This window comes from Pseudomonas uvaldensis, from assembly GCF_021271205.1.
Lineage (GTDB): Bacteria > Pseudomonadota > Gammaproteobacteria > Pseudomonadales > Pseudomonadaceae > Aquipseudomonas > Aquipseudomonas uvaldensis.
The window spans coordinates 265,668-286,543 of sequence record NZ_JAIWKS010000001.1 but is presented as its reverse complement, the minus strand read 5'-3'; the positions used below and the strand labels follow the sequence as shown (position 1 = coordinate 286,543).

Below are 20,876 nucleotides of genomic sequence, written 5' to 3'. Positions count from 1 at the left end.
AGCGGGCTTGCTCGCGAAGTTCTTAAAAGGCTTTCAAGCGCTGCGCCAATTGAGGATCAGCAAGGTCACCACCCCCGCCACGATTCCCCAGAACGCCGAACCGATGGAAAACAGGGTCAACCCCGACGCTGTGACCATGAAGGTGATCAGCGCCGCTTCCCGTTCCCTGGCTTCGCTCATGGCGATGCTCAAACCGTTGATAATCGATCCGAACAACGCCAGCGCCGCGATGGACAGCACCAGTTCCTTGGGCAACGCCGCGAACAATGCCGCCAGCGTCGCGCCGAAGACCCCGGCGATGCCGTAGAAAACCCCGCACCAGACCGCCGCCGTATAACGCTTGTTGCGATCTTCGTGAGCGTGTGGTCCGGTGCAGATCGCTGCGCTGATGGCCGCCAGGTTGATTCCGTGGGAGCCAAAAGGCGCCAACAGCAAGGAGGCGATGCCGGTGCTGGTGATCAGCGGCGAGGCCGGTACGTGGTAGCCGTCGGCCCGCAAAACGGCGATGCCCGGCATGTTCTGGGAGGTCATGGCCACCACGAACAGGGGGAGACCGATGCTGATGGTGGCCGCCAGGGAAAAGTGCGGCGTGGTCCAGACCGGCGTCGCGACTTCCAGGGCAAAGCCGCTGAAGTCCAGCAGACCCATCAGGCCTGACAGTGCGGTGCCGATCAACAGCGCCGCGAGCACGGCGTAGCGGGGCGACAATCGCTTGAAGATCAGATAGGTGAAGAACATCCCCAGCACCAGACCGGTGCGATGCTGCGCAGCGACGAAAATCTCACTGCCGATCTTGAACAGGATCCCGGCCAGCAATGCCGCCGCCAGCGATGCCGGAATGCGCTTGACCAGCCGTTCGAAGCTGCCGGTCAGGCCGCAGATCGTCACAAGCACTGCGCAGGTGATGTAGGCACCGATGGCTTCGCCATAACTCACACCGCCCAGGCTGGTGATCAACAACGCCGCGCCGGGCGTCGACCAGGCGATGGTGATCGGCGTGCGGTAGCGCAACGACAGCCCGATGGAACACACCGCCATGCCGATGGAAATCGCCCAGATCCAGGATGAAATCTGACCACTGGTCAAGCCGGCGGCCTGGCCGGCCTGGAACATCAGCACCAGGGAACTGGTGTAGCCGGTCATCATGGCGATGAACCCGGCGACGATGGCCGAGGGCGAAGTATCGGCCAATGGACGAAGTGGCGCGGTCGTGACTTCGGTCATGGTGGGCGGTGATCCTTGTTATAGATTGAGTGCCTGTAGGGGCAAGGCTGCCCGCGATCCAGGCGATTCGGTCTGTCAGAGAACTGCGTGATCGTTCAACGCGGGCAAGCCGTGCTCCCACAAGCTTTGCCCACAGCAGTTGCCACAGGTTCGAGGGTTTAAGCCTAAACTCAACGCAGTGGGCGATTGCGATACAGCCATGCCCGCAAACGGCCGTACAGTCGTGTTGCCATCAGAGGTTGTGTACAATCGCCGTGATTTTTACGCGATACTTGCCAGCGACCTGCTGTGCCGTATTACAGTCACGGTCAATTCGCCGCAGTTTTCCCGACTCGAGTGCCCATGAACGAACAGTTGCAACCCCTCAAGAAACAACCGCGAGCAGGCAAAGCCGGCCGCAGCGGAACCCAGGACGATATTGTCTATGCGCATATTTTCGAGGCCATCCTCGAACAGCGCCTGGCGCCCGGCACAAAGTTGAGCGAAGAGGCACTGGGGGAGATTTTCGGAGTCAGCCGCACGATCATCCGTCGTGCGCTGTCACGCCTGGCCCATGAAGGCGTGGTGCTGCTGCGGCCCAATCGCGGCGCCGTCGTCGCCAGCCCGAGTGTCGAAGAAGCTCGCCAGGTATTCATGGCCCGGCGTCTGGTGGAGCGGGCGATCACTGAACTGGCGGTGCAGCACGCCACCGCCGAGCAATTGGCTGAGTTGCGCCAGATGGTCAGCGACGAACGCGACAGCTTTTCCCGTGGCGACCGTGGCGCCGGTATCCGCCTGTCGGGCGAGTTCCACCTCAAACTGGCCGAAGCGGCGAAGAACGCTCCGCTGATCAGCTTCCAGCGCAGCCTGGTGTCCCAGACCTCGCTGATCATCGCCCAGTACGAAAGTGGCAACCGCTCCCACTGCTCCTACGACGAACACACCCAGTTGATCGACGCCATCGAAGCCCGGGACGCCACCCTGGCGGTGGACCTGATGATGCACCACATGGATCACATCGACAGCAAGCTCAACCTCGACGAGGAAGGCGCTTCCGATGACTTGCATGCGGTGTTCTCGCATTTGATGCAGAGCAAGAAGCCGGGGCGGTCGACCGCTAAGCTCTGATTGAATCAGTGATGCTGAATCGCGCCCTTCGCGAGCAAGCCCGCTCCCACATTCGACCGCGTTGTTAAGCTATACGCCGAACAAATGTGGGAGCGGGCTTGCTCGCGAAAGCGGTCTGACAGACGAAAAAACTCTACCGTTGATGCACCAACCGGCCGGCCGCATAAGTCTGCGCCACCGTCCGGTCATCCCCCAACGTCATCAACACGAACAACCGTTCGGCAATGTCCTTGGCCTGCTTGAGCCGATAGCTCAGCAGCGGCGTGGCGTGGTAGTCCAGCACCAGGAAATCGGCGTCGGTGCCCGGCTGCAAGGTGCCGATCTTGTCTTCCAGACGCAGGGCTCGGGCGCCGCCCAGGGTGGCCAGGTATAAGGATTTGAACGGGCTCAGCCGCGCGCCTTGCAACTGCATCACTTTGTAGGCTTCATTCAAGGTGTGCAGCAGCGAAAAACTGGTGCCGGCGCCGACATCGGTGCCCAACCCCACATTCACTTTGTGTTTCTCCGCCATCGGCAGATTGAACAGGCCGCTGCCCAGGAAAAAGTTCGAGGTTGGGCAGAACGCGATGGCCGAACCGGTTTCGGCCAGGCGTGCGCATTCATCGTCACACAGATGCACGCCGTGGGCGAACACTGAGCGCTCGCCGAGCAGTTGATAATGGTCGTAGACGTCCAGATAGCCTTTGCGCTCGGGGAACAGTTCCTTGACCCACTGCACTTCCTGAAGGTTTTCGCTGATGTGGGTCTGCATGTACAGATCCGGGTATTCCTGCAGCAGTTGACCGGCCAGGGTCAGTTGCTCCGGAGTGCTGGTCGGCGCGAAGCGGGGGGTGACGGCGTAATGCAGGCGACCCTTTGCGTGCCAGCGCTCGATCAGCGCCTTGCTCTCGATATAGCTGGATTCGGCCGTGTCGGTCAGGTAGTCCGGGGCGTTGCGGTCCATCATCACCTTGCCGGCGATCATCCGCAGGTCGAGTTTATCGGCCACTTCAAAAAACGCATTCACCGATTGCGGATGCACGCTGCCGAACACCAGGGCGGTGGTGGTGCCGTTGCGCAGCAGCTCCTTGACGAAGATATCGGCTACGGCTTCGGCGTGGGCCTGGTCGGCGAACTGGCTTTCGCAGGGAAAGGTGTAGGTGTTGAGCCAATCCAGCAGTTGTTCCCCGTAAGCACCCACCATGCCGGTCTGGGGCAGGTGGATGTGGGTGTCAATGAAGCCGGGTGTGATCAGTGCGTCCGGGTAATGGGCTATTTCAATGCCCGCCGCCAGGGTCGGCAACAGGTCATGGGCGTGGCCGATGGCGCTGATCCGGCCGTTTTCCACCACCAGCAGACCGTCCTCGAAATATTCATAGGACGCTTCGAGACCGACTTCGGCCGGGTCGGCGAGGCTGTGGAGCAGGGCGGCGCGGTAGGCTTTGCGTGTCAGGGGCATGAGCTTGTCTCAATTGAGGTATCAACGCTGGCTGCGGCGTGAAGCCGGCAGCAGCTTGGCGATGGGTTCGGCGCGTGAGGTGTGCTGGCCAAAATCCGCGTTATAGGTGGCAATGATCTCGCCGGCGATGGAGATAGCGATTTCAACGGGCAACTTGCCTTTGACCCCGCCGATCCCCATCGGGCAGCGCATGCGCTGCAAGGTGCTGCTGTCGAAGCCTCGGTCGCGCAGGCGATGTTCGAACTTGACCCGCTTGGTCTTCGAGCCGATCAGGCCGAAGTAGGTGAAGTCGTTGCGCTTGAGGATCGCCGCGCTCAGTTCCAGATCGAGCTGATGGTTGTGGGTCATGACGATGCAGTAGCTGCCAGGGGGCAGTTCGTCGACCTCATCCAGCGGGTCTTCAGTGACGATCTTGTGCACGCCGTGGGGCAGGTGTTCGGGGAACTCCGCCTCCCGCGAGTCGATCCAGCGCACCCGGCACGGCAGACTGGCCAGCAGCGGCACCAGCGCCCGGCCGACATGGCCGGCGCCGAACACGGCAATCTGTGCCTGCACCTGGCCCATGGGTTCGAACAGCAACACCGTGACGCCGCCGCAGCACTGGCCCAGGCTGGCACCGAGGCTGAAACGCTCCAGATGCGTGTTCTGCTGGCCGCTGGCGAGCATCTGCCGGGCGATCTCCATGGCCTTGTATTCCAGATGTCCGCCACCGATGGTGTCGAACGCCTGGCTGGCGCTGATGACCATTTTTGAACCGGCATTACGCGGCGTGGAGCCCAGCTCTTCGATGATCGTCACCAGCACGCAGGGTTCGCCGCGGGTTTGCAGGTCGGCGAGGGCGCTGATCCAGTTGTACATGTTCACCTCGACATCTGGGTTGTTCGTTCTGGCGTCTTCGCGAGCAAGCCCGCTCCCACACGGATCGTGTTCCTCTGTGGGAGCGGGCTTGCTCGCGAAGGCCGCGCCGTGGTCTAGAGCGAAGCCAACTCGGTTTCAGCTTCTACAGCCTTCACCTTCAACCCGCGCATCTGCTCACACCCCCACAACACCCGCTCCGGCGTCGCCGGGGCATCGATCTTCGGTTGATGCCGGTAATCCCCCAGGCTCGCCACGGCGTCCTTGATGGCACACCATGCGGCGATGCCGAGCATGAACGGCGGTTCGCCCACGGCCTTGGAATGGAACACGGTGTCTTCCGGGTTCTTGCGGTTTTCCACCAGCCGGACCCGCAGGTCCAGGGGCATGTCCGCCACGGCCGGAATCTTGTAGCTGGCCGGGCCATTGGTCATCAGCTTGCCCTTGTCGTTCCACACCAGTTCTTCCATGGTCAGCCAGCCCATGCCCTGGATGAAGCCGCCCTCGACCTGGCCGATGTCGATGGCCGGGTTCAGCGAGGCGCCGACGTCATGGAGGATGTCGGTGCGCAGCATCTTGTACTCGCCGGTGAGGGTGTCGACGATCACCTCGGCGCAGGCTGCCCCGAACGCGTAGTAGTAGAACGGCCGGCCACGGGCCTGGCTGCGGTCGTAGTAGATTTTCGGGGTCTTGTAGAAGCCGGTGCTGGACAGCGAGACCTGGGCGAAATACGCCTGCTGCACCAGCGCTTCAAAGGTCAGGATGTGATCGCGTACTCGCACATGGCCGTTATGAAACACGACGTCTTCTTCGCTGACCTTGTACTGCCGCGCCGCGAATTCCACCAGGCGCCGCTTGATGGTTTCGGCGGCATTCTGCGCGGCCTTGCCGTTCAGGTCGGCGCCGCTGGAGGCGGCGGTGGGCGAGGTGTTCGGCACCTTGTCGGTGTTGGTCGCGGTGATCTGCACCCGGTCCATTTCCACCTGGAACACCTCGGCCACCACTTGCGCGACCTTGGTGTTCAGTCCCTGGCCCATTTCGGTGCCGCCATGGTTCAGGTGGATGCTGCCGTCGGTGTAGACGTGGATCAGGGCACCGGCCTGGTTGAGGAAACTGGCGGTGAACGAAATGCCGAATTTCACCGGCGTCAGCGCCAGGCCTTTCTTCAGGATCGGGCTATTGGCGTTGTAGCGACGGATCGCTTCGCGGCGTTCGGCGTACTGGCTGCTTTCTTCCAGCTCGGCGGTCATTTCTTCGAGCATGTTGTGCTCGACGGTCTGGTAATAATGGGTGACGTTGCGCTCGGTCTTGCCGTAATAGTTGGCCTTGCGCACCGCCAACGGATCGAGCCCCAGGTGCCGGGCGATGGCATCCATCACTTCTTCGATGGCGACCATGCCCTGGGGGCCGCCGAAGCCACGATAGGCGGTGTTCGAGGCGATATTGGTCTTGCAGCGATGGCCGTTGATGGTCGCATCGCCCAGGTAATAGGCGTTATCGGCGTGGAACATTGCCCGGTCTACAATCGAAGCCGACAGGTCCGGCGAGCAGCCACAGTTGCCGGCCAGTTCCAGAGCGATGCCCTGCAGGCGCCCGGTGCTGTCGAAGCCGACGTCGTATTCGATGTAGAAGGGGTGGCGCTTGCCGGTCATCAGCATGTCTTCGACCCGGGGCAGGCGCATCTTGGTCGGTTGGCCGGTCAGGTGAGCGATCACCGCGCACAGGCACGCCGGGCTGGCAGCCTGGGTTTCCTTGCCGCCAAAGCCGCCGCCCATGCGGCGCATGTCCACCACGACTTTGTTCATCGACACGCCCAGCACTTCGGCCACCAGCTTTTGCACTTCGGTGGGATTCTGGGTCGAGCAGTAGACGAGCATCCCCCCGTCTTCGGTGGGCATCACCGAGGAAATCTGGGTTTCCAGATAAAAATGCTCCTGGCCGCCGATGTGCAGCGAGCCCTGGATGCGATGCTCGGCGTTCGCCAGCGCCGTGGCCGAGTCGCCGCGCTGATGGGTGTGGCTGTCGAGCACGAAGTGACGCTTGCGCAGTGCTTCGACCACATCCAGTACCGGCTCCAGGTCTTCGTACTCTACGATGGCCGCCATCGCGGCCTTGCGAGCGGTTTCCAGGTCTTTTGCAGCGACGGCCAGCACCGGTTGGCCGACGAACTGTACGTCATCAATGGCCAGCAGAGGGTCGCCGGGCAGCAACGGACCGATGTCCTTCAGGCCCGGGATATCGGCATGGGTAATGGCGATGCGCACGCCTTCGAAGGCATAGCAGGGCGTGGTATCGATGCGCAGGATCCGTGCGTGGGCGCGGTCCGACAACCGGGCATAGACGTGCAATTGGTTGGGGAATTCCAGGCGGTCATCGATGTACTGCGCTTCGCCGGACACGTGCTTGGCGGCGCTGTCATGCTTGACGCTGCGGCCCACGCCAGTGGTCAGGTCACGGGCGAACAACTCGGCCAGTTCAGCCTGGGTCTTTTCTACGGCGTGATGGTTAGACATATGCGGTCACCCGAGTCTCGATGTGCGGCGTTTGCAGTTCGATGAAGTATTTGCGCAGCAGGTTGCGAGCGCTGAGCAGGCGATACTCCTTACTGGCGCGGAAGTCCGACAGCGGTGTGAAGTCCTCGCCGAGGGCGGCGCAGGCGCGTTCGATGGTGTTTTCGTTCCACGGGGCACCGATCAGGGCCGTCTCGCAATGGGTAGCGCGCTTGGGCGTCGCGGCCATGCCGCCGAAGGCCACGCGGGCGTCGCGGACCACCCCCTTGTCGATCCGCAGGTTGAAGGCGGCGCATACGGCGGAAATGTCATCGTCCAGGCGCTTGGACACTTTGTAGGCACGGAAGGCCTGCCCGGCGCTGGCGCGGGGCACGATGATCTTCTCGATGAATTCGCTTTCCTGGCGGGCAGTGACCCGGTACTCGATGAAGTAATCCTCCAGCGCCAGCGTGCGGCGGGCCTGCCCCTTGCACAGCACGATCTGCGCACCGAGGGCGATCAACAGGGGAGGAGCGTCGCCTATCGGCGAAGCGTTGCCGATATTGCCGCCCAGGGTGCCCTGGTTGCGGATCTGCAACGAAGCGAAGCGCTGCAGCAGTTCGCCGAAGTCCGGGTATTCGGCTTTCAGGACCTCATAGCAATCCGATAGCGTGGTGGCGGCACCGATCTCCAGACGGTCGTCGAACCGTTCGATGCGCTTGAGTTCGGCGACATTGCCTACGTAGATCATCACCGGCAGGGGGCGGTGGAACTGGGTGACCTCCAGGGCCAGGTCGGTACCGCCGGCCAGCAGCCGCGCTTGCGGATAGGCGTCGTAGAGGTCGGCCAGGTCGGCGACGGTCAACGGCACCAGGCAGCGTTTGTCGCCGCTGTTGAGTTCGCCGGTCTCCTTCGGTGCGATGGCTTTGAGGCGGGCGATGGTTTCGGCTTCGCGAGCATCGAACTGGTCCGGTTGCCTGCTGCAGCAGACCTGATCGGCGGCGGCCAGGATCGGCCGGTAGCCCGTGCAACGACACAGATTTCCGGCCAGGGCCTCATGAGCTTGGTGGATGTCGGCGTGCTCGCTGTTCTTTTGCAAGGCAAACAGCGACATCACAAAACCGGGGGTACAGAAGCCGCATTGGGAGCCATGGCAATCGACCATGGCCTGCTGGACGCTGTGCAATCGGCCTTGATGCTTGAGGTCTTCGACCGTGATCAGTTGTTTGCCGTGCAGGGACGAGACGAAGGTCAGGCACGCGTTGAGGCTGCGGTAGCGGATGCGCTCCTGGCCATTTTCATCCGTGTCCAATTCGCCGGTCACCACGGTACAGGCACCGCAGTCGCCGCTGGCGCAGCCTTCTTTGGTGCCGGACTTGCCGACATGCTCACGCAGGTAATTGAGCACCGTCAGGTTCGGGTCCAGGGTGTGCTCGCTTCGGAGTTCCTGGTTGAGTAAAAACTGGATCACGGAAGGCCTCGCAGATTCATTATTGTTGTATCGACGTGGGCTGAATTTATCAGCTCTGACTTTTCGGTCAATAATTTTTTGACTTAAAGGTCAGGAAAATTCCTTTTGTCGATCAACCAGGGTGTTCATACCCTCAGTATGTACGCTCTTTGGGAGCGAGCTTGCTCGCGATAGCGGTGGCTCAGCCAATAAATGAGTGACTGACCTGACGCCATCGCGAGCGGGCTCGCTCCCACAGGTTTTTTCCAGCGTGAACGGTTAAATTTTTGCTTATATCGTGCCAAAAACCCGGTGCAGGCCCTGCGCCATGACGTATCGAGTGCGCTACACTGCGCCGCTTGTGCAAATCGAAGAGTTTGAAGGACAACCATGACGTTCAAGGCCCCGGACAGCCTCGCCGAGCAAATCGCCCATCACCTCGCCGAACGCATCATTCGAGGCGAGATGAAGCCGGGAGAGCGCATCCAGGAACAGAAAGTGACCCTGGCGCTCAATGTCAGCCGTGGTTCGGTCCGCGAGGCCCTGTTGATCCTGGAGCGTCGCCACCTGATCGCGATCCTGCCGCGCCGCGGCGCCCACGTCACCGAACTCACCGAACACAATGTGCGCAGCCTCTGCACGATGATGAGCGAGCTGTACATTCTGCTGGGCAATGCCGTGGCGCATGGCTGGCGGGAATCGGCCGACATGGCGCCGTTCCTCGAGATCCAGCAACGTCTCAAGGACGCCTACGCTCGCCAGGACATCCGTACCTTCGTCGATGAAAGCTTCAGCGTAATGCGTGCTGCCTATCCGTTCGCCAATAACCCGTACTTGCAGGAGACCGTCGAGAACCTGCAGCCGGCCATGAGCCGTGCGTATTTCCTGGCCCTGGAGCAACGCAAGGCGGAAATGAACGAGTACCTCGATCTGTTCGAGCGTCTGCTCGCCGCCGTGTTGGCCCGTGATCTGCCGCAGATTCGCACCGTGTTGACGGCCTACGCCCAGCGCAGTTGCGATCTGGTGGTTTCTGCCCTGACGGCGGCCTGAACGTGCGACTCAAGTGCATCAAGCTGGCGGGGTTCAAATCCTTCGTCGACCCGACCACGGTGAACTTCCCCAGTAACATGGCGGCGGTGGTGGGCCCCAACGGCTGCGGCAAGTCGAACATCATCGACGCCGTGCGCTGGGTGATGGGTGAGAGCTCGGCCAAGAACCTGCGCGGCGAGTCGATGACCGACGTCATCTTCAACGGCTCCACCAGTCGCAAGCCGGTGAGCCAGGCAAGCATCGAGTTGGTATTCGACAACTCCGACAGCACCCTGGTGGGCGAATACGCCGCCTATGCGGAGATTTCCATTCGTCGCAAAGTGACCCGCGACAGCCAGAACAGCTACTTCCTCAACGGTGCCAAATGCCGGCGTCGCGACATTACCGATATTTTCCTCGGCACTGGCCTGGGGCCGCGCAGCTATTCGATCATCGAACAGGGCATGATCTCCAAGCTGATCGAGGCCAAGCCCGAGGACCTGCGCAACTTCATCGAAGAAGCCGCGGGCATCTCCAAATACAAGGAGCGACGCCGGGAAACCGAGAACCGCATCCGTCGCACCCAGGAAAACCTCGCTCGCCTCACCGACCTGCGTGAAGAACTCGACCGCCAGCTCGAACGCCTGCACCGCCAGTCCGAAGCCGCACGAAAATACCAGGAATACAAGGGCGAAGAGCGCCAGCTCAAGGCCCAGCTCTCGGCCCTGCGCTGGCAAGCGTTGAACGAGCAGGTCGGCCAGCGCGAGGCGATCATCGGCAACCAGGAAGTCAGTTTCGAAGCCCTGGTGGCCGAACAGCGCAACGCCGATGCCGCCATCGAACGTTTGCGCGACGGCCATCATGAACTGTCCGAGCGCTTCAACCTGGTGCAGGGACGCTTCTATTCGGTCGGTGGCGACATCGCCCGGGTCGAACAGAGCATCCAGCACGGCCAGCAACGGCTGCGCCAATTGCAGGATGATTTGAAGGAAGCCGAGCGAGCGCGCCTGGAAACCGAATCCCACTTGGGTCACGACCGGACCTTGCTGCTGACCCTTGGCGAAGAACTGGACAGGCTGACGCCGGAGCAGGAGATCACCAGCGCCGCCGCCGAAGAGGCCGCCGCGGCCCTTGAAGAGGCCGAGCTGTCCATGCACGGCTGGCAGGAGCAATGGGACCGTTTCAACCTGACGTCCGCCGAGCCGCGCCGTCAGGCCGAGGTCCAGCAGTCGCGTATCCAGCAGTTGGACACCAGCATGGAACGCCTGGCCGAACGTCAGCGACGCCTGGCCGAAGAGCGGGCGCTGCTCGCGGCGGACCCGGAAGACGCGGCAATCCAGGACTTGAGCGAACAACTGGCCGCCAGCGAGGCCACCCTCGAAGACTTGCAGGCCAGCGAAGATGCTCAGGTCGAACGCCTGGAACAGCTGCGTCAGGCCTTGCAGCAGGCATTGCAGAACCAGCAGCAGGCTCAGGGTGAGTTGCAACGGCTCAACGGTCGTCTTGCCTCCCTGGAAGCCTTGCAGCAAGCCGCGCTCGACCCGGGTACCGGCACCGCGCAATGGCTGCGCGACCAGCATCTGGCCGAGCGGCCGCGCCTGGCCGAGGGCCTGAAGGTCGATGCCGGCTGGGAACTGGCGGTGGAAACCGTGCTGGGTGCCGATCTGCAAGCGGTGCTGGTAGACAATTTCGGTGGCATCGACCTGTCGGGCTTTACCCAGGGCGATCTGCGCCTGCTCAGCCCGGCCGGCGACGGCGTGCGGATTCCGGGTAGCCTGTTGGATAAAGTCGAGGCCCAGGTGGATCTGTCGCCGTGGCTGGGACAGGTCAAGCCGGTGGACAGCCTCGAACAGGCCTTGGCCTTGCGCGGGCAACTGGCAGCCGGCGAGAGCCTGATCAGCCGCGATGGGTATTGGGTCGGCCGGCATTTCCTGCGGGTGCGCAGGGCCAGCGAAGCCGAGAGCGGCATGCTTGCCCGGGGACAGGAAATTCAGCGCCTGGGTGCCGAACGCGAGGAGCGCGAGGCCAGCGTTGAAGCCCTGGAAACCGAATTGCAAAACCTGCGGGCGCAGCAGCGTCAGCAGGAGAACGGCCGCGAACATCTGCGTCGATTGTTGCAGGACGAAGCGCGTCAGCAGGGTGAGCTCAAGGCCCAGTTATCGGCCGGCAAGGCCAAGGTCGAACAACTGACCCTGCGTCGCGCTCGCCTGGAAGAGGAAATCGCCGAGCTGGGCGAGCAACGGGCACTGGAGCACGAGCAGATCGGCGAAGCGCGCCTGCAATTGCAAGAGGCTCTCGATGCCATGGCGGTGGATACCGAACAGCGTGAGCTGTTGCTGGCCCAGCGTGACAGTTTGCGCGAGCGCCTCGACCGAGTGCGCCAGGAAGCCCGTCAGCACAAGGACCATGCCCATCAGTTGGCGGTGCGCCTTGGCTCGCTGAAGGCGCAGTACGATTCCACGCGCCAGGCCCTGGAGCGCCTGGAGATGCAATCCGAGCGCCTGACCGAAAAGCGCGAACAGCTGAGCCTGAACCTGGAGGAGGGCGAGGCGCCGCTGGAAGAGTTGCGCCTCAAGCTCGAAGAACTGCTCGACAAGCGCATGAGTGTCGACGAAGAACTCAAGACCGCGCAGATCGCCATGGAAGACGCCGACCGTGAACTGCGCGACGCCGAGAAGCGCCGCAGCCAGGCCGAGCAGCAATCCCAGCTGATCCGCAGCCAGATGGAGCAGCAGCGCCTGGAATGGCAGGCCCTGACGGTGCGCCGCAAAGCCTTGCAGGATCAGTTGCTGGAAGACGGCTACGACCTCGATGGCGTGCTCGCCACCCTGGTGGCCGGTGCCAACGAGAAAGAGGCCGAAGAAGAACTGGAGCGCATCGCTGCACGTATCCAGCGCCTGGGGGCGATCAACCTGGCGGCCATCGACGAATATGAGCAGCAGTCCGAGCGCAAGCGTTATCTCGACGCCCAGGACGCCGACCTGGTGGAAGCGCTGGAAACCCTGGAAAACGTCATCCGCAAGATCGACAAGGAAACCCGCAATCGCTTCAAGGATACCTTTGATCAGATCAACGGCGGTTTGCAGGCGCTTTTCCCGAAAGTTTTCGGTGGCGGCAGCGCTTACTTGGAACTGACGGGCGAAGATCTACTCGATACTGGGGTGACCATCATGGCGCGTCCTCCAGGGAAGAAGAACAGCACCATTCATTTGCTCTCCGGCGGTGAAAAGGCGCTGACGGCGTTGGCTCTGGTGTTCGCCATCTTCAAACTGAATCCGGCGCCGTTCTGCATGCTCGACGAGGTCGATGCACCGCTGGATGACGCCAACGTAGGCCGTTACGCACGGCTGGTAAAGGAAATGTCCGAAACGGTGCAGTTCATCTATATCACCCACAACAAGATCGCCATGGAGATGGCCGATCAGTTGATGGGGGTGACGATGCACGAACCGGGCTGTTCGCGGCTGGTGGCGGTGGATGTCGAGGAGGCCATGGCGATGGTGGACGCCTAGCGCGAGCGGCGGCAAGCAGGGTGGTTTTGAGCTTGTGACTTGCCGCTTGTAGCTTGTGGCTGTTGGTCATGCTAGTTTAAGAGCAATTTTTTTCTGTTCGTGGGCAAAACGCCATTCAGAACATAGAGTTGGCGCCACGTTTTAAAGCGGTTTGCAAATAGCTAAGCCCCTTATTTTTCAGCATTTTTATAGAGGCACGGGATTACATGGAAATCGGTCTGCGCGAGTGGCTGATCGTCATCGGCATCATTGTCATTGCCGGTATTCTTTTCGACGGCTGGCGTCGCATGCGCGGCGGCAAGGGCAAGCTCAAGTTTCGCCTTGACCACAGCCTGTCGAACCTGCCGGATGAAGATGACAATGCCGAACTGCTGGGCCCGCCCCGGGTGCTGGACACCCACAAGGAGCCGCAGTTGGATGAGCACGACCTGCCTTCGGTGAGTGCGCCGGTGCGTGAGCCTCGGGAGTCGGGTTCCAAGCGTGGCAAGCGCAACAGCGAGCCGTCCCAGGGCGACCTGAACCTGAACCTGGATCTGGACGGCGGGCCGAGCTTCAGCAGCCGCGATGACTTCCCGGACGAGGGCAAGGCCTCCAGCAGCGACAAGGAACAGGCTCAGGCCGAAGAAGTATTGGTCATCAGTGTCATCTGCCGCGATCCGGGCGGCTTCAAGGGCCCGGCGTTGTTGCAGAACATCCTGGAAAGCGGCCTGCGTTTCGGCGAGATGGACATCTTCCACCGCCACGAAAGCATGGCCGGCAACGGCGAGGTGTTGTTCTCCATGGCCAACGCCGTCAAGCCTGGCGTGTTCGACCTGGACGACATCGACCACTTCAGCACCCCGGCGGTGAGCTTCTTCCTCGGACTGCCTGGCCCGCGGCATCCCAAGCAGGCTTTCGACGTCATGGTCGCGGCGGCGCGCAAGCTGTCCCAGGAGCTCAACGGCGAGCTGAAGGACGACCAGCGCAGCGTGCTGACGGCCCAGACCATCGAACATTACCGCCAGCGCATCGTCGAATTCGAACGCCGGGCGCTGACGCAGAAGCGCTGACAGATGAAAAAGCTCTCGCGGGATGAGAGCTTTTTGTGGCGAGGGAGCTTGCTCCCGCTGGGCCGGGCTGGCGCTCCAGTGCGAAGCGCCCCGCCATGATTGAAAACAGAGCAGCTTCGGCTGCTCTTTTGTTTTATGAGAGAACACCATGAATGCCGTCGAAACCCGCATCCTAGAACTGCGTGCAGAGCTGGATCAGCACAACTACCGCTACCACGTCCTCGATGAGCCGACCATTCCGGACGCCGAGTACGACCGGCTGTTCCATGAACTCAAGGCCTTGGAAGAACAGCACCCCGAACTGGTGACCAGCGATTCCCCGACTCAACGGGTTGGCAGCGTAGCGCTGTCGGCGTTCAGCCAGGTGCGTCACGAAATTCCGATGCTCAGCCTGGGCAACGCCTTCGATGAGAACACCATGCGCGAATTCGACCGCCGGGTGACCGAGGGCCTCGACCTGCCTCTGGGGGATCTCTTGGGTGGCGGTGCCGCGGTGGAATACAGCTGCGAGCCGAAACTCGATGGCCTGGCGGTCAGTTTGTTGTATCAGGACGGCTTGCTGGTGCGCGGTGCCACCCGGGGTGACGGCACCACGGGCGAAGACATCAGCGTCAACGTGCGCACCGTGCGCAACATCCCTCTCAAGCTACAGGGCAGCGGCTGGCCGCCCGTGCTGGAAGTGCGGGGCGAGGTGTACATGTCCAAGGCCGGTTTCGAGCGGCTCAACGCCTGGCAGTTGGAGACAGGCGGCAAGACCTTTGCCAACCCGCGCAACGCAGCGGCCGGCAGCCTGCGCCAGCTCGATTCCAGGATCACCGCCAACCGGCCCCTGGAGTTCTGCTGCTACGGCATCGGCCAGGTGACGGCGGACATCGCCGATACCCACATTGGCAACCTCAAGCAGCTCAAGGCCTGGGGCCTGCCCATCAGCCGCGAACTGAAACTGGCCCATGGCATCGACGAGTGCCTGGACTACTACCGCGACATCGGCGAGCGGCGCAACGCGCTGCCGTATGAAATCGACGGCGTGGTGTTCAAGGTCAACAGCATCGCCTCCCAGCGCGAGCTGGGTTTCCGTGCCCGAGAGCCGCGCTGGGCCATCGCCCATAAATTCCCGGCCAGCGAAGAACTCACCGAATTGCTGGACGTCGAGTTCCAGGTCGGCCGCACCGGGGCGGTGACGCCTGTCGCACGGCTCAAGCCGGTCAAGGTGGCCGGCGTGACCGTGGCCAATGCCACGCTGCACAATATGGACGAAGTGGCGCGCCTGGGGCTGATGATTGGCGACACGGTGATCATCCGCCGCGCCGGGGACGTCATCCCGCAAGTGGTACAGGTGATCACCGAGCGCCGTCCGGATGACGCCCGGCCGGTGGACGTGCCCAAGCAGTGTCCGGTCTGCGGCTCCCACGTGGAGCGCACGCAACTGATCAAGCGCAGCAAAGGGCGTGAAACCGTCAGCGAAGGCGCGGTGTACCGCTGCGTCGGACGCCTGGCCTGCGGGGCGCAGCTCAAGCAGGCGATCATTCACTTTGTGTCGCGCCGGGCCATGGACATCGAAGGTCTGGGGGAAAAGAGCGTCGAACAATTGGTGGACGAGGGCTTGGTCGGCTCACCCGCCGACCTCTATGCGCTGACCTTCGAACAAGTGGTCGACCTGGAAGGGTTCGCCGAACTGTCGAGCAAGAATCTGTTGGCGGCCATCGCCGACAGCAAGAAGCCGAGCCTGGCGCGTTTCATCTTCGCCCTCGGCATCCCGGATGTGGGTGAGGAAACCGCCAAGGTTCTGGCTCGCTCCCTGGGTTCGCTGGAGCGCGTGCAGGCGGCCTTGCCCCAGGTGCTCACCTATCTGCCGGACGTGGGCCTGGAAGTGGCCCACGAGATTCACAGCTTCTTCGAGGACCCCCACAACCGTCAGGTGATCGAGGGTCTGTTGCGCCATGGCCTCGATATCCAGGACCAAGGCGAGCTGGGCGCCGAATTCTCCGCCAGCACTACCCTGGGCAGTTTCCTGGACAAGCTGAACATCCCCTCGGTAGGGCCGGGCGGGGCGCAGAAACTGGCGGACAAGTTCGGCTCCCTCGAAGCGGTCATAAGCGCGGACTGGCTGGACATGCGCCAAGCCCTGCCGGAGAAGCAGGCCAACGCCGTGCGGGATTATTTCGCCGTTGCCGAAAACCGCCAGCAGGCCGAGGCCGCGGAGAAGCAGCTGCGGGACTTCGGCATGCACTGGCAGAGCGAGAAGAAAGTTGTCGAAGGGTTGCCAGAAGCAGGGCGTACCTGGGTGCTGACCGGGTCCCTGGAGCTGATGAGTCGCGATGTCGCCAAGGACAAGCTTGAAAGCCTGGGCGCCAAGGTGGCCGGCTCCGTGTCGGCGAAAACCCATTGCGTGGTGGCCGGGCCGGGCGCGGGTTCGAAACTGGCCAAGGCCAACGAGCTGGGGGTCAAGGTGTTGGATGAAGCGGCGTTCGTGGCATTTCTGAACAAGCACGGTATCAACGTTCAGGCATGAGCAATGTATGAGGCTTCCCTTGCCACGGTTCCAGCGCAGATGAAGCAGCGTGTGGGAACGATCAGGAGCAGGCAATGATCTAGTCTTGCAGGCTCCAGGGAGAGATCGCCATGTTCCGCTTCTTCGAACAGCTGAGTTCACGCATCGCCGCGCCGTTCGTGGGCGACCGTTCGCGCAACAGCAAGGTCTGGCCGTGTCGCTGCGGCCAATCCTTGTTCTTTCGCAACAGCCAGTGCCTGGCCTGCCTGGCGGCGTTGGGGTATCAGCCGGAGCAGAGCCGACTCTCGTCCCTGCAGCCCGGCGAGCAACCGGGCACCTGGACGTTGGACGCCGATCCAGAGGCCGGGCTGTTCCGGCGCTGTGCCAACCTCGACACGCCGGCAGCCTGTAACTGGCTGTTGCCGGCCAATGACCACGACACCCTGTGCATCGCCTGCAGCCTGAACCGCACCATCCCCGATCTGTCGATTCCGGAAAATCCCGAACGCTGGCGCAAGGTCGAAACCGCCAAGCGCCGTCTGGTGGCGCAGCTGATTACCCTTGGTTTGCCGGTTGTCCCTAAAACCGTCGATGAAAACATCGGGCTGGCTTTCGATTTCATCGGCGTCGACCCCGACGGCACGCCGCCAACCACCGGCCATGCCAGCGGCTTGATCACCCTCGACATCAAGGAAGCCGATGACGCCCACCGCGAACATGTCCGCCAGCAAATGCGCGAGCCGTATCGCACCCTGCTGGGGCATTTTCGTCACGAAGTGGGGCATTATTACTGGGATCGGCTGATCGCCAACAGCCACTGGATCGAGGCGTTTCGCGGGCTGTTCGGCGACGAGCGCGCCAGTTATTCCGACGCCCTGGAACGACATTACCAACAAGGGGCGCCGCAGGGTTGGCAAACCCATTACGTCAGCGCCTACGCCACCATGCATCCCTGGGAAGACTGGGCCGAAACCTGGGCCCACTACCTGCACATGGTGGACGCGGTGGACACCGCCCTGGGTTTTGGCATGAGCGCCCGGGAACTGGATTTCGACTACCAACCGTTCCCGCCCGAAACCCTCTTCGACCCCGAACACACCGAAGGCACGGCCTTCCTCTCATTCGTCAATGCCTGGATCGAACTGGCCGGCATGCTCAACGAACTGTCGCGTAGCATGGGTCAACCGGACTTCTACCCGTTCGTTCTCCCGTCGACCGTCATCACTAAACTGCATTTCATCCATCTGGTGATCCAGGAAGAGGGCGGGCGGGCGGATGAGGTGCTGTTGTAGCTTCCATGGCAAGTACTTGAACACCTTCGCTTTTTTAATCCGTCCCGAACGGTTGTAACTTCCCGTCAGATAGGTACAATGGCGCGGCTCGCCGTCAGGCGGGCATCGTTATGGTGACCCCATCGGTCCCCCCGCAACGATTACCCGTGAACCTGGTCAGATCCGGAAGGAAGCAGCCACAGCGGGAACATTGTGTGCCGGGGTGTGGCTGGTGGGGTTGCCTCCATAGCGCCAAAGAACGTCCAAGCCTGCATTCGCGAGGCTTTTTTTCTTTATATCTTCCTTTTTTGATCGAGCCTCGCTCGATGTATCGTGCTGTCCGAGCCATGACCATCGGTCGGAACTGTCATAACTGACAGTAGAATCCACTGCCACCCTTTCCTACGGTCTCGCTCAACCGGCAGCCTGTCATGAATGCCCCTCCTTCGGGACTTCGCAGTCGCAGCTGCCACGTAGCCGGAGGGCAACGTGATGAGCGACGACTTGGTGTTAACGCAAAGGCGGGGTAGTGCGGCTGTGATGCTGGCAGCAGTGCTGGCATGGTTTGCCCTGTTCCTTCAACTCTGCCTGATCCTGATGTCGCGATGGCAGGGCGATAAAAGCCTGCTGGGTGGCCTGGACATCTTCTTCAGTTATTTCACGATACTCACCAATATCCTGGTGGCGGTGGTGTTGACCTGTGCCGCGACCACGGGGGATTCGACGCTGCGGCGTTTTTTTCTGCTGCCTTCGACACAGGGCGGCGTCGCGGCCGCCATCGTGTTGGTTTCGATCGCGTACAACCTGCTGCTGCGTAACGTGTGGGATCCCCAGGGCTGGCAATGGCTTGCCGACGAGCTGCTGCACGACGTGATGCCGGTGGTGTTCGTGGTTTATTGGTGGTTCTGCGTACCCAAGGGGCTGCACTGGAGCAATATCTGGCCGTGGTTGCTGTATCCGCTGGCCTATTTCAGCTATGTCCTGATTCGCGGAAGCTTCGTTGGCGCCTATCCCTATCCATTCATCGAAGTGGATCGGTTGGGGTATGCACAGTCGATTGGCAATGCGGCGATGATGCTGCTGGGGTTTGTGGTGGTGTCTTTGGTGGTGGTCGCGGTGGATCGAGTAAAAGGTGGCCGCTGAGTCGTGTCTTGTCAGGCGGCTGGTCGCTCAAGATAGGGCAGTCATACCATGATGTTGTCGATGGGTTGACTGCCTCTGTCTCATTTCTCAAATCTTGATTTCGAAACATTTCAGGGCTGTTGTCATATCCCGAAGCATATATTGGGGGTGCCAGAACTGAATTGTCTGATATCGCATGCCCGGCAATTATGTGCTGTTATGGTTATTTCAACGCTTCTGCTGTTTTTTTCATGATTAAACTGGATCATCGCAAAATTTTCCAGGAAGCCATCCTCGATAAGAAATGTCGATATGCCCTCGGGATAAAGATTTTGCATGTCGTTGGTAAGAGCATAACTGCCACCAGAGGAAGCTAAGGCGCCTAAGATACGCCTATCCACCTTGATCAGTTTGTTGGTGTCAAAATTCATCTGATGGAACATTCCGGACTGATGGGCTCCTCTGAAGAAATACATGTTGCTGTTGGTGGTAAAGGTAAAATACTGATTGTTCGGGATAACGATGGATTTTTTTCCGGTTGCAGAAACAGTTTGAGTGTCTACAGTCGTCGTTTGATAATGGATGTAACGCATGGATGGTTCGAATTTTTTCTTATTGGCTGGAGCAGGAGTCTCCGACTCGCCTATGATCAAAGCAACGCAGGCTATGATATCGTCATAAAAAAAGCCTTCAAGCTCAACCCGCGCATTCGGGGTCATCGCCGTATAAGCTACTTCACTTCCGTGTTTGTCCAACCTGAAGACACATTTCAGCGAGGGACCGGTCATGGTCAATAAAGTTGCTGATTCGGAAATGTAGGCGACTTCAAGGTCGTATTTGTTCTGACGTATTTCGGTGGTTGTCTGAAATGCTATGCTGCCACCCTGCCATTGGTCGATAAGCATGTAGGCAGGGTTGGTCAAACTGGTTCTGGTGTAAAGGCTTGGGGATAGCGCCAGTATTTCGTTAGTATGCGCCACGATGATGAAGGGGTTTTGTTTGACGCGCTTATTGAGTGCTTATTCATTTTTATCACCTGAATGTTGGATTGCGAGGTTTTATCTTCGAGTCATAGGCGTTCGGTAATAGAAGATTGTCTCGCGCTCCATTTGGCCTGCGCAGGTTTGAAGTAACTACTGTTAACTCTTACAGGCCGGACGAACGGCGACTGTCCAGGTTACGACAGAAAACGATGTCAATATTTCACGTCAAGGCTTGGATAACGCCTGATCAACCGCGGCAATCAGCTTCCCGAGGTCCTTCGAGGTGGCTCTGTGTATGACGCCAAACAGGTAGGCTCGCTGTTCGTCTTCGTCGTTCATGTCGGCGAAGAAGGCCTTCAATTGCACGTCCAGGACGTTGGCAAGCAGGAACAGGGCTTCGATGCTGGGGGTGTAGGTGCCGGTTTCGAAACGGCTGATGGTTTTGGGGTCAAACCCGGCCCTTTCACCCAGTTCAGCCTGAGTCAGCCCCGCTACTTTGCGATAGCGTCTGATGGCTGCACCCAAGCTCGAAATTTGCATCGCTCAATTCCCATTTAGAATCAAGAACTTAACGATAGATTTTTGCATTAGGCAACCGCATGTTCCATCACCTTGCTTTGCAAAATGTGATGTGTTTCGTAGAATCGGGCTTTGGCACGTGGCTTTGATGGCCTGTTACAGACACCGGGATGTGCGAAAAGATGGGCGTTGCGTTTATTGTGGCGACGAACGGTAGAAGCCTGACCCTCTCGCCTGTACCGCCTGCGCCCCACCTGATTGCCCGGTGTCAGATGCGGATGGGTTTTCGCCGCTCCGCAGGTGCTGCAACCGCGCGCGACAGATGAGCCATGATTCA

Annotated in this window: 14 protein-coding genes and 1 other RNA gene; 8 read left to right on the top strand and 7 right to left on the bottom strand. The window is 60.8% G+C overall.

Annotated features, from left to right (window positions below; genetic code table 11):
• Positions 1-33 precede the first annotated feature (33 nt).
• Positions 34-1,224 carry a benzoate/H(+) symporter BenE family transporter gene (locus tag LCU97_RS01370; RefSeq protein WP_053153271.1) on the bottom strand — a complete coding sequence of 397 codons (1,191 nt, stop codon included), beginning with the start codon at positions 1,222-1,224 and terminating at the stop codon, positions 34-36.
• Positions 1,225-1,566: 342 nt separating this feature from the next.
• On the opposite strand from LCU97_RS01370, the gene LCU97_RS01365 reads away from it, so the two are divergent.
• A complete protein-coding gene (locus tag LCU97_RS01365; RefSeq protein ID WP_053153273.1) occupies positions 1,567-2,331 on the top strand; it encodes a GntR family transcriptional regulator in 765 nt (254 codons plus the stop codon).
• Positions 2,332-2,464: 133 nt separating this feature from the next.
• Here LCU97_RS01365 and guaD read toward each other — a convergent pair whose 3' ends face one another.
• The 4 genes from guaD to xdhA form a co-directional block, all read right to left on the bottom strand.
• Positions 2,465-3,769, bottom strand: a complete 1,305-nt coding sequence (guaD, locus tag LCU97_RS01360) for a guanine deaminase (RefSeq protein WP_232775391.1) — start codon at positions 3,767-3,769, stop codon at positions 2,465-2,467.
• Between the two features lie 21 nt (positions 3,770-3,790).
• Positions 3,791-4,627, bottom strand: coding sequence for a xanthine dehydrogenase accessory protein XdhC (gene xdhC / locus LCU97_RS01355; protein ID WP_232775390.1), 837 nt, complete (start codon positions 4,625-4,627; stop codon positions 3,791-3,793).
• Between the two features lie 113 nt (positions 4,628-4,740).
• Complete coding sequence (gene xdhB / locus LCU97_RS01350) at positions 4,741-7,137, bottom strand: xanthine dehydrogenase molybdopterin binding subunit (protein ID WP_053153286.1); 2,397 nt, start codon at positions 7,135-7,137, stop codon at positions 4,741-4,743.
• Positions 7,130-8,584, bottom strand: a complete 1,455-nt coding sequence (gene xdhA, locus LCU97_RS01345; protein ID WP_232775389.1) for a xanthine dehydrogenase small subunit — start codon at positions 8,582-8,584, stop codon at positions 7,130-7,132. The genes xdhB and xdhA overlap by 8 nt, the downstream gene beginning before the upstream one ends.
• Before the next feature lie 369 nt (positions 8,585-8,953).
• Between xdhA and LCU97_RS01340 the strand changes: the two genes are divergently transcribed.
• The 7 genes from LCU97_RS01340 to LCU97_RS01310 all read left to right on the top strand — a co-directional run bounded on the left by LCU97_RS01340 (position 8,954) and on the right by LCU97_RS01310 (position 19,058).
• Entirely contained in the window at positions 8,954-9,613 is a 660-nt protein-coding gene (locus tag LCU97_RS01340) for a GntR family transcriptional regulator (RefSeq protein WP_232775388.1), read from the top strand.
• Positions 9,614-9,615: 2 nt separating this feature from the next.
• On the top strand, positions 9,616-13,104 hold the full coding sequence (smc, locus tag LCU97_RS01335; RefSeq protein ID WP_232775387.1) for a chromosome segregation protein SMC: 3,489 nt from the start codon (positions 9,616-9,618) through the stop codon (positions 13,102-13,104).
• A 206-nt stretch (positions 13,105-13,310) separates the two neighbouring features.
• Positions 13,311-14,153, top strand: a complete 843-nt coding sequence (gene zipA / locus LCU97_RS01330) for a cell division protein ZipA (protein WP_053153298.1) — start codon at positions 13,311-13,313, stop codon at positions 14,151-14,153.
• Positions 14,154-14,301: 148 nt separating this feature from the next.
• Positions 14,302-16,665 carry an NAD-dependent DNA ligase LigA gene (gene ligA, locus LCU97_RS01325; protein WP_232775386.1) on the top strand — a complete coding sequence of 788 codons (2,364 nt, stop codon included), beginning with the start codon at positions 14,302-14,304 and terminating at the stop codon, positions 16,663-16,665.
• A 110-nt stretch (positions 16,666-16,775) separates the two neighbouring features.
• Entirely contained in the window at positions 16,776-17,936 is a 1,161-nt protein-coding gene (locus LCU97_RS01320) for a zinc-binding metallopeptidase family protein (protein WP_232775385.1), read from the top strand.
• Between the two features lie 120 nt (positions 17,937-18,056).
• Positions 18,057-18,153: signal recognition particle sRNA small type (gene ffs / locus LCU97_RS01315), an RNA gene on the top strand.
• A gap of 254 nt (positions 18,154-18,407) precedes the next feature.
• Positions 18,408-19,058 carry a Pr6Pr family membrane protein gene (locus LCU97_RS01310; RefSeq protein ID WP_232775384.1) on the top strand — a complete coding sequence of 217 codons (651 nt, stop codon included), beginning with the start codon at positions 18,408-18,410 and terminating at the stop codon, positions 19,056-19,058.
• Between the two features lie 122 nt (positions 19,059-19,180).
• Here the strand turns inward: LCU97_RS01310 and LCU97_RS01305 are convergent, their stop codons facing one another.
• Both LCU97_RS01305 and LCU97_RS01300 read right to left on the bottom strand, forming a co-directional pair.
• A complete protein-coding gene (locus tag LCU97_RS01305) occupies positions 19,181-19,960 on the bottom strand; it encodes a hypothetical protein (RefSeq protein WP_232775383.1) in 780 nt (259 codons plus the stop codon).
• Between the two features lie 285 nt (positions 19,961-20,245).
• On the bottom strand, positions 20,246-20,560 hold the full coding sequence (locus LCU97_RS01300; RefSeq protein WP_232775382.1) for a helix-turn-helix domain-containing protein: 315 nt from the start codon (positions 20,558-20,560) through the stop codon (positions 20,246-20,248).
• Positions 20,561-20,876 lie beyond the last annotated feature (316 nt).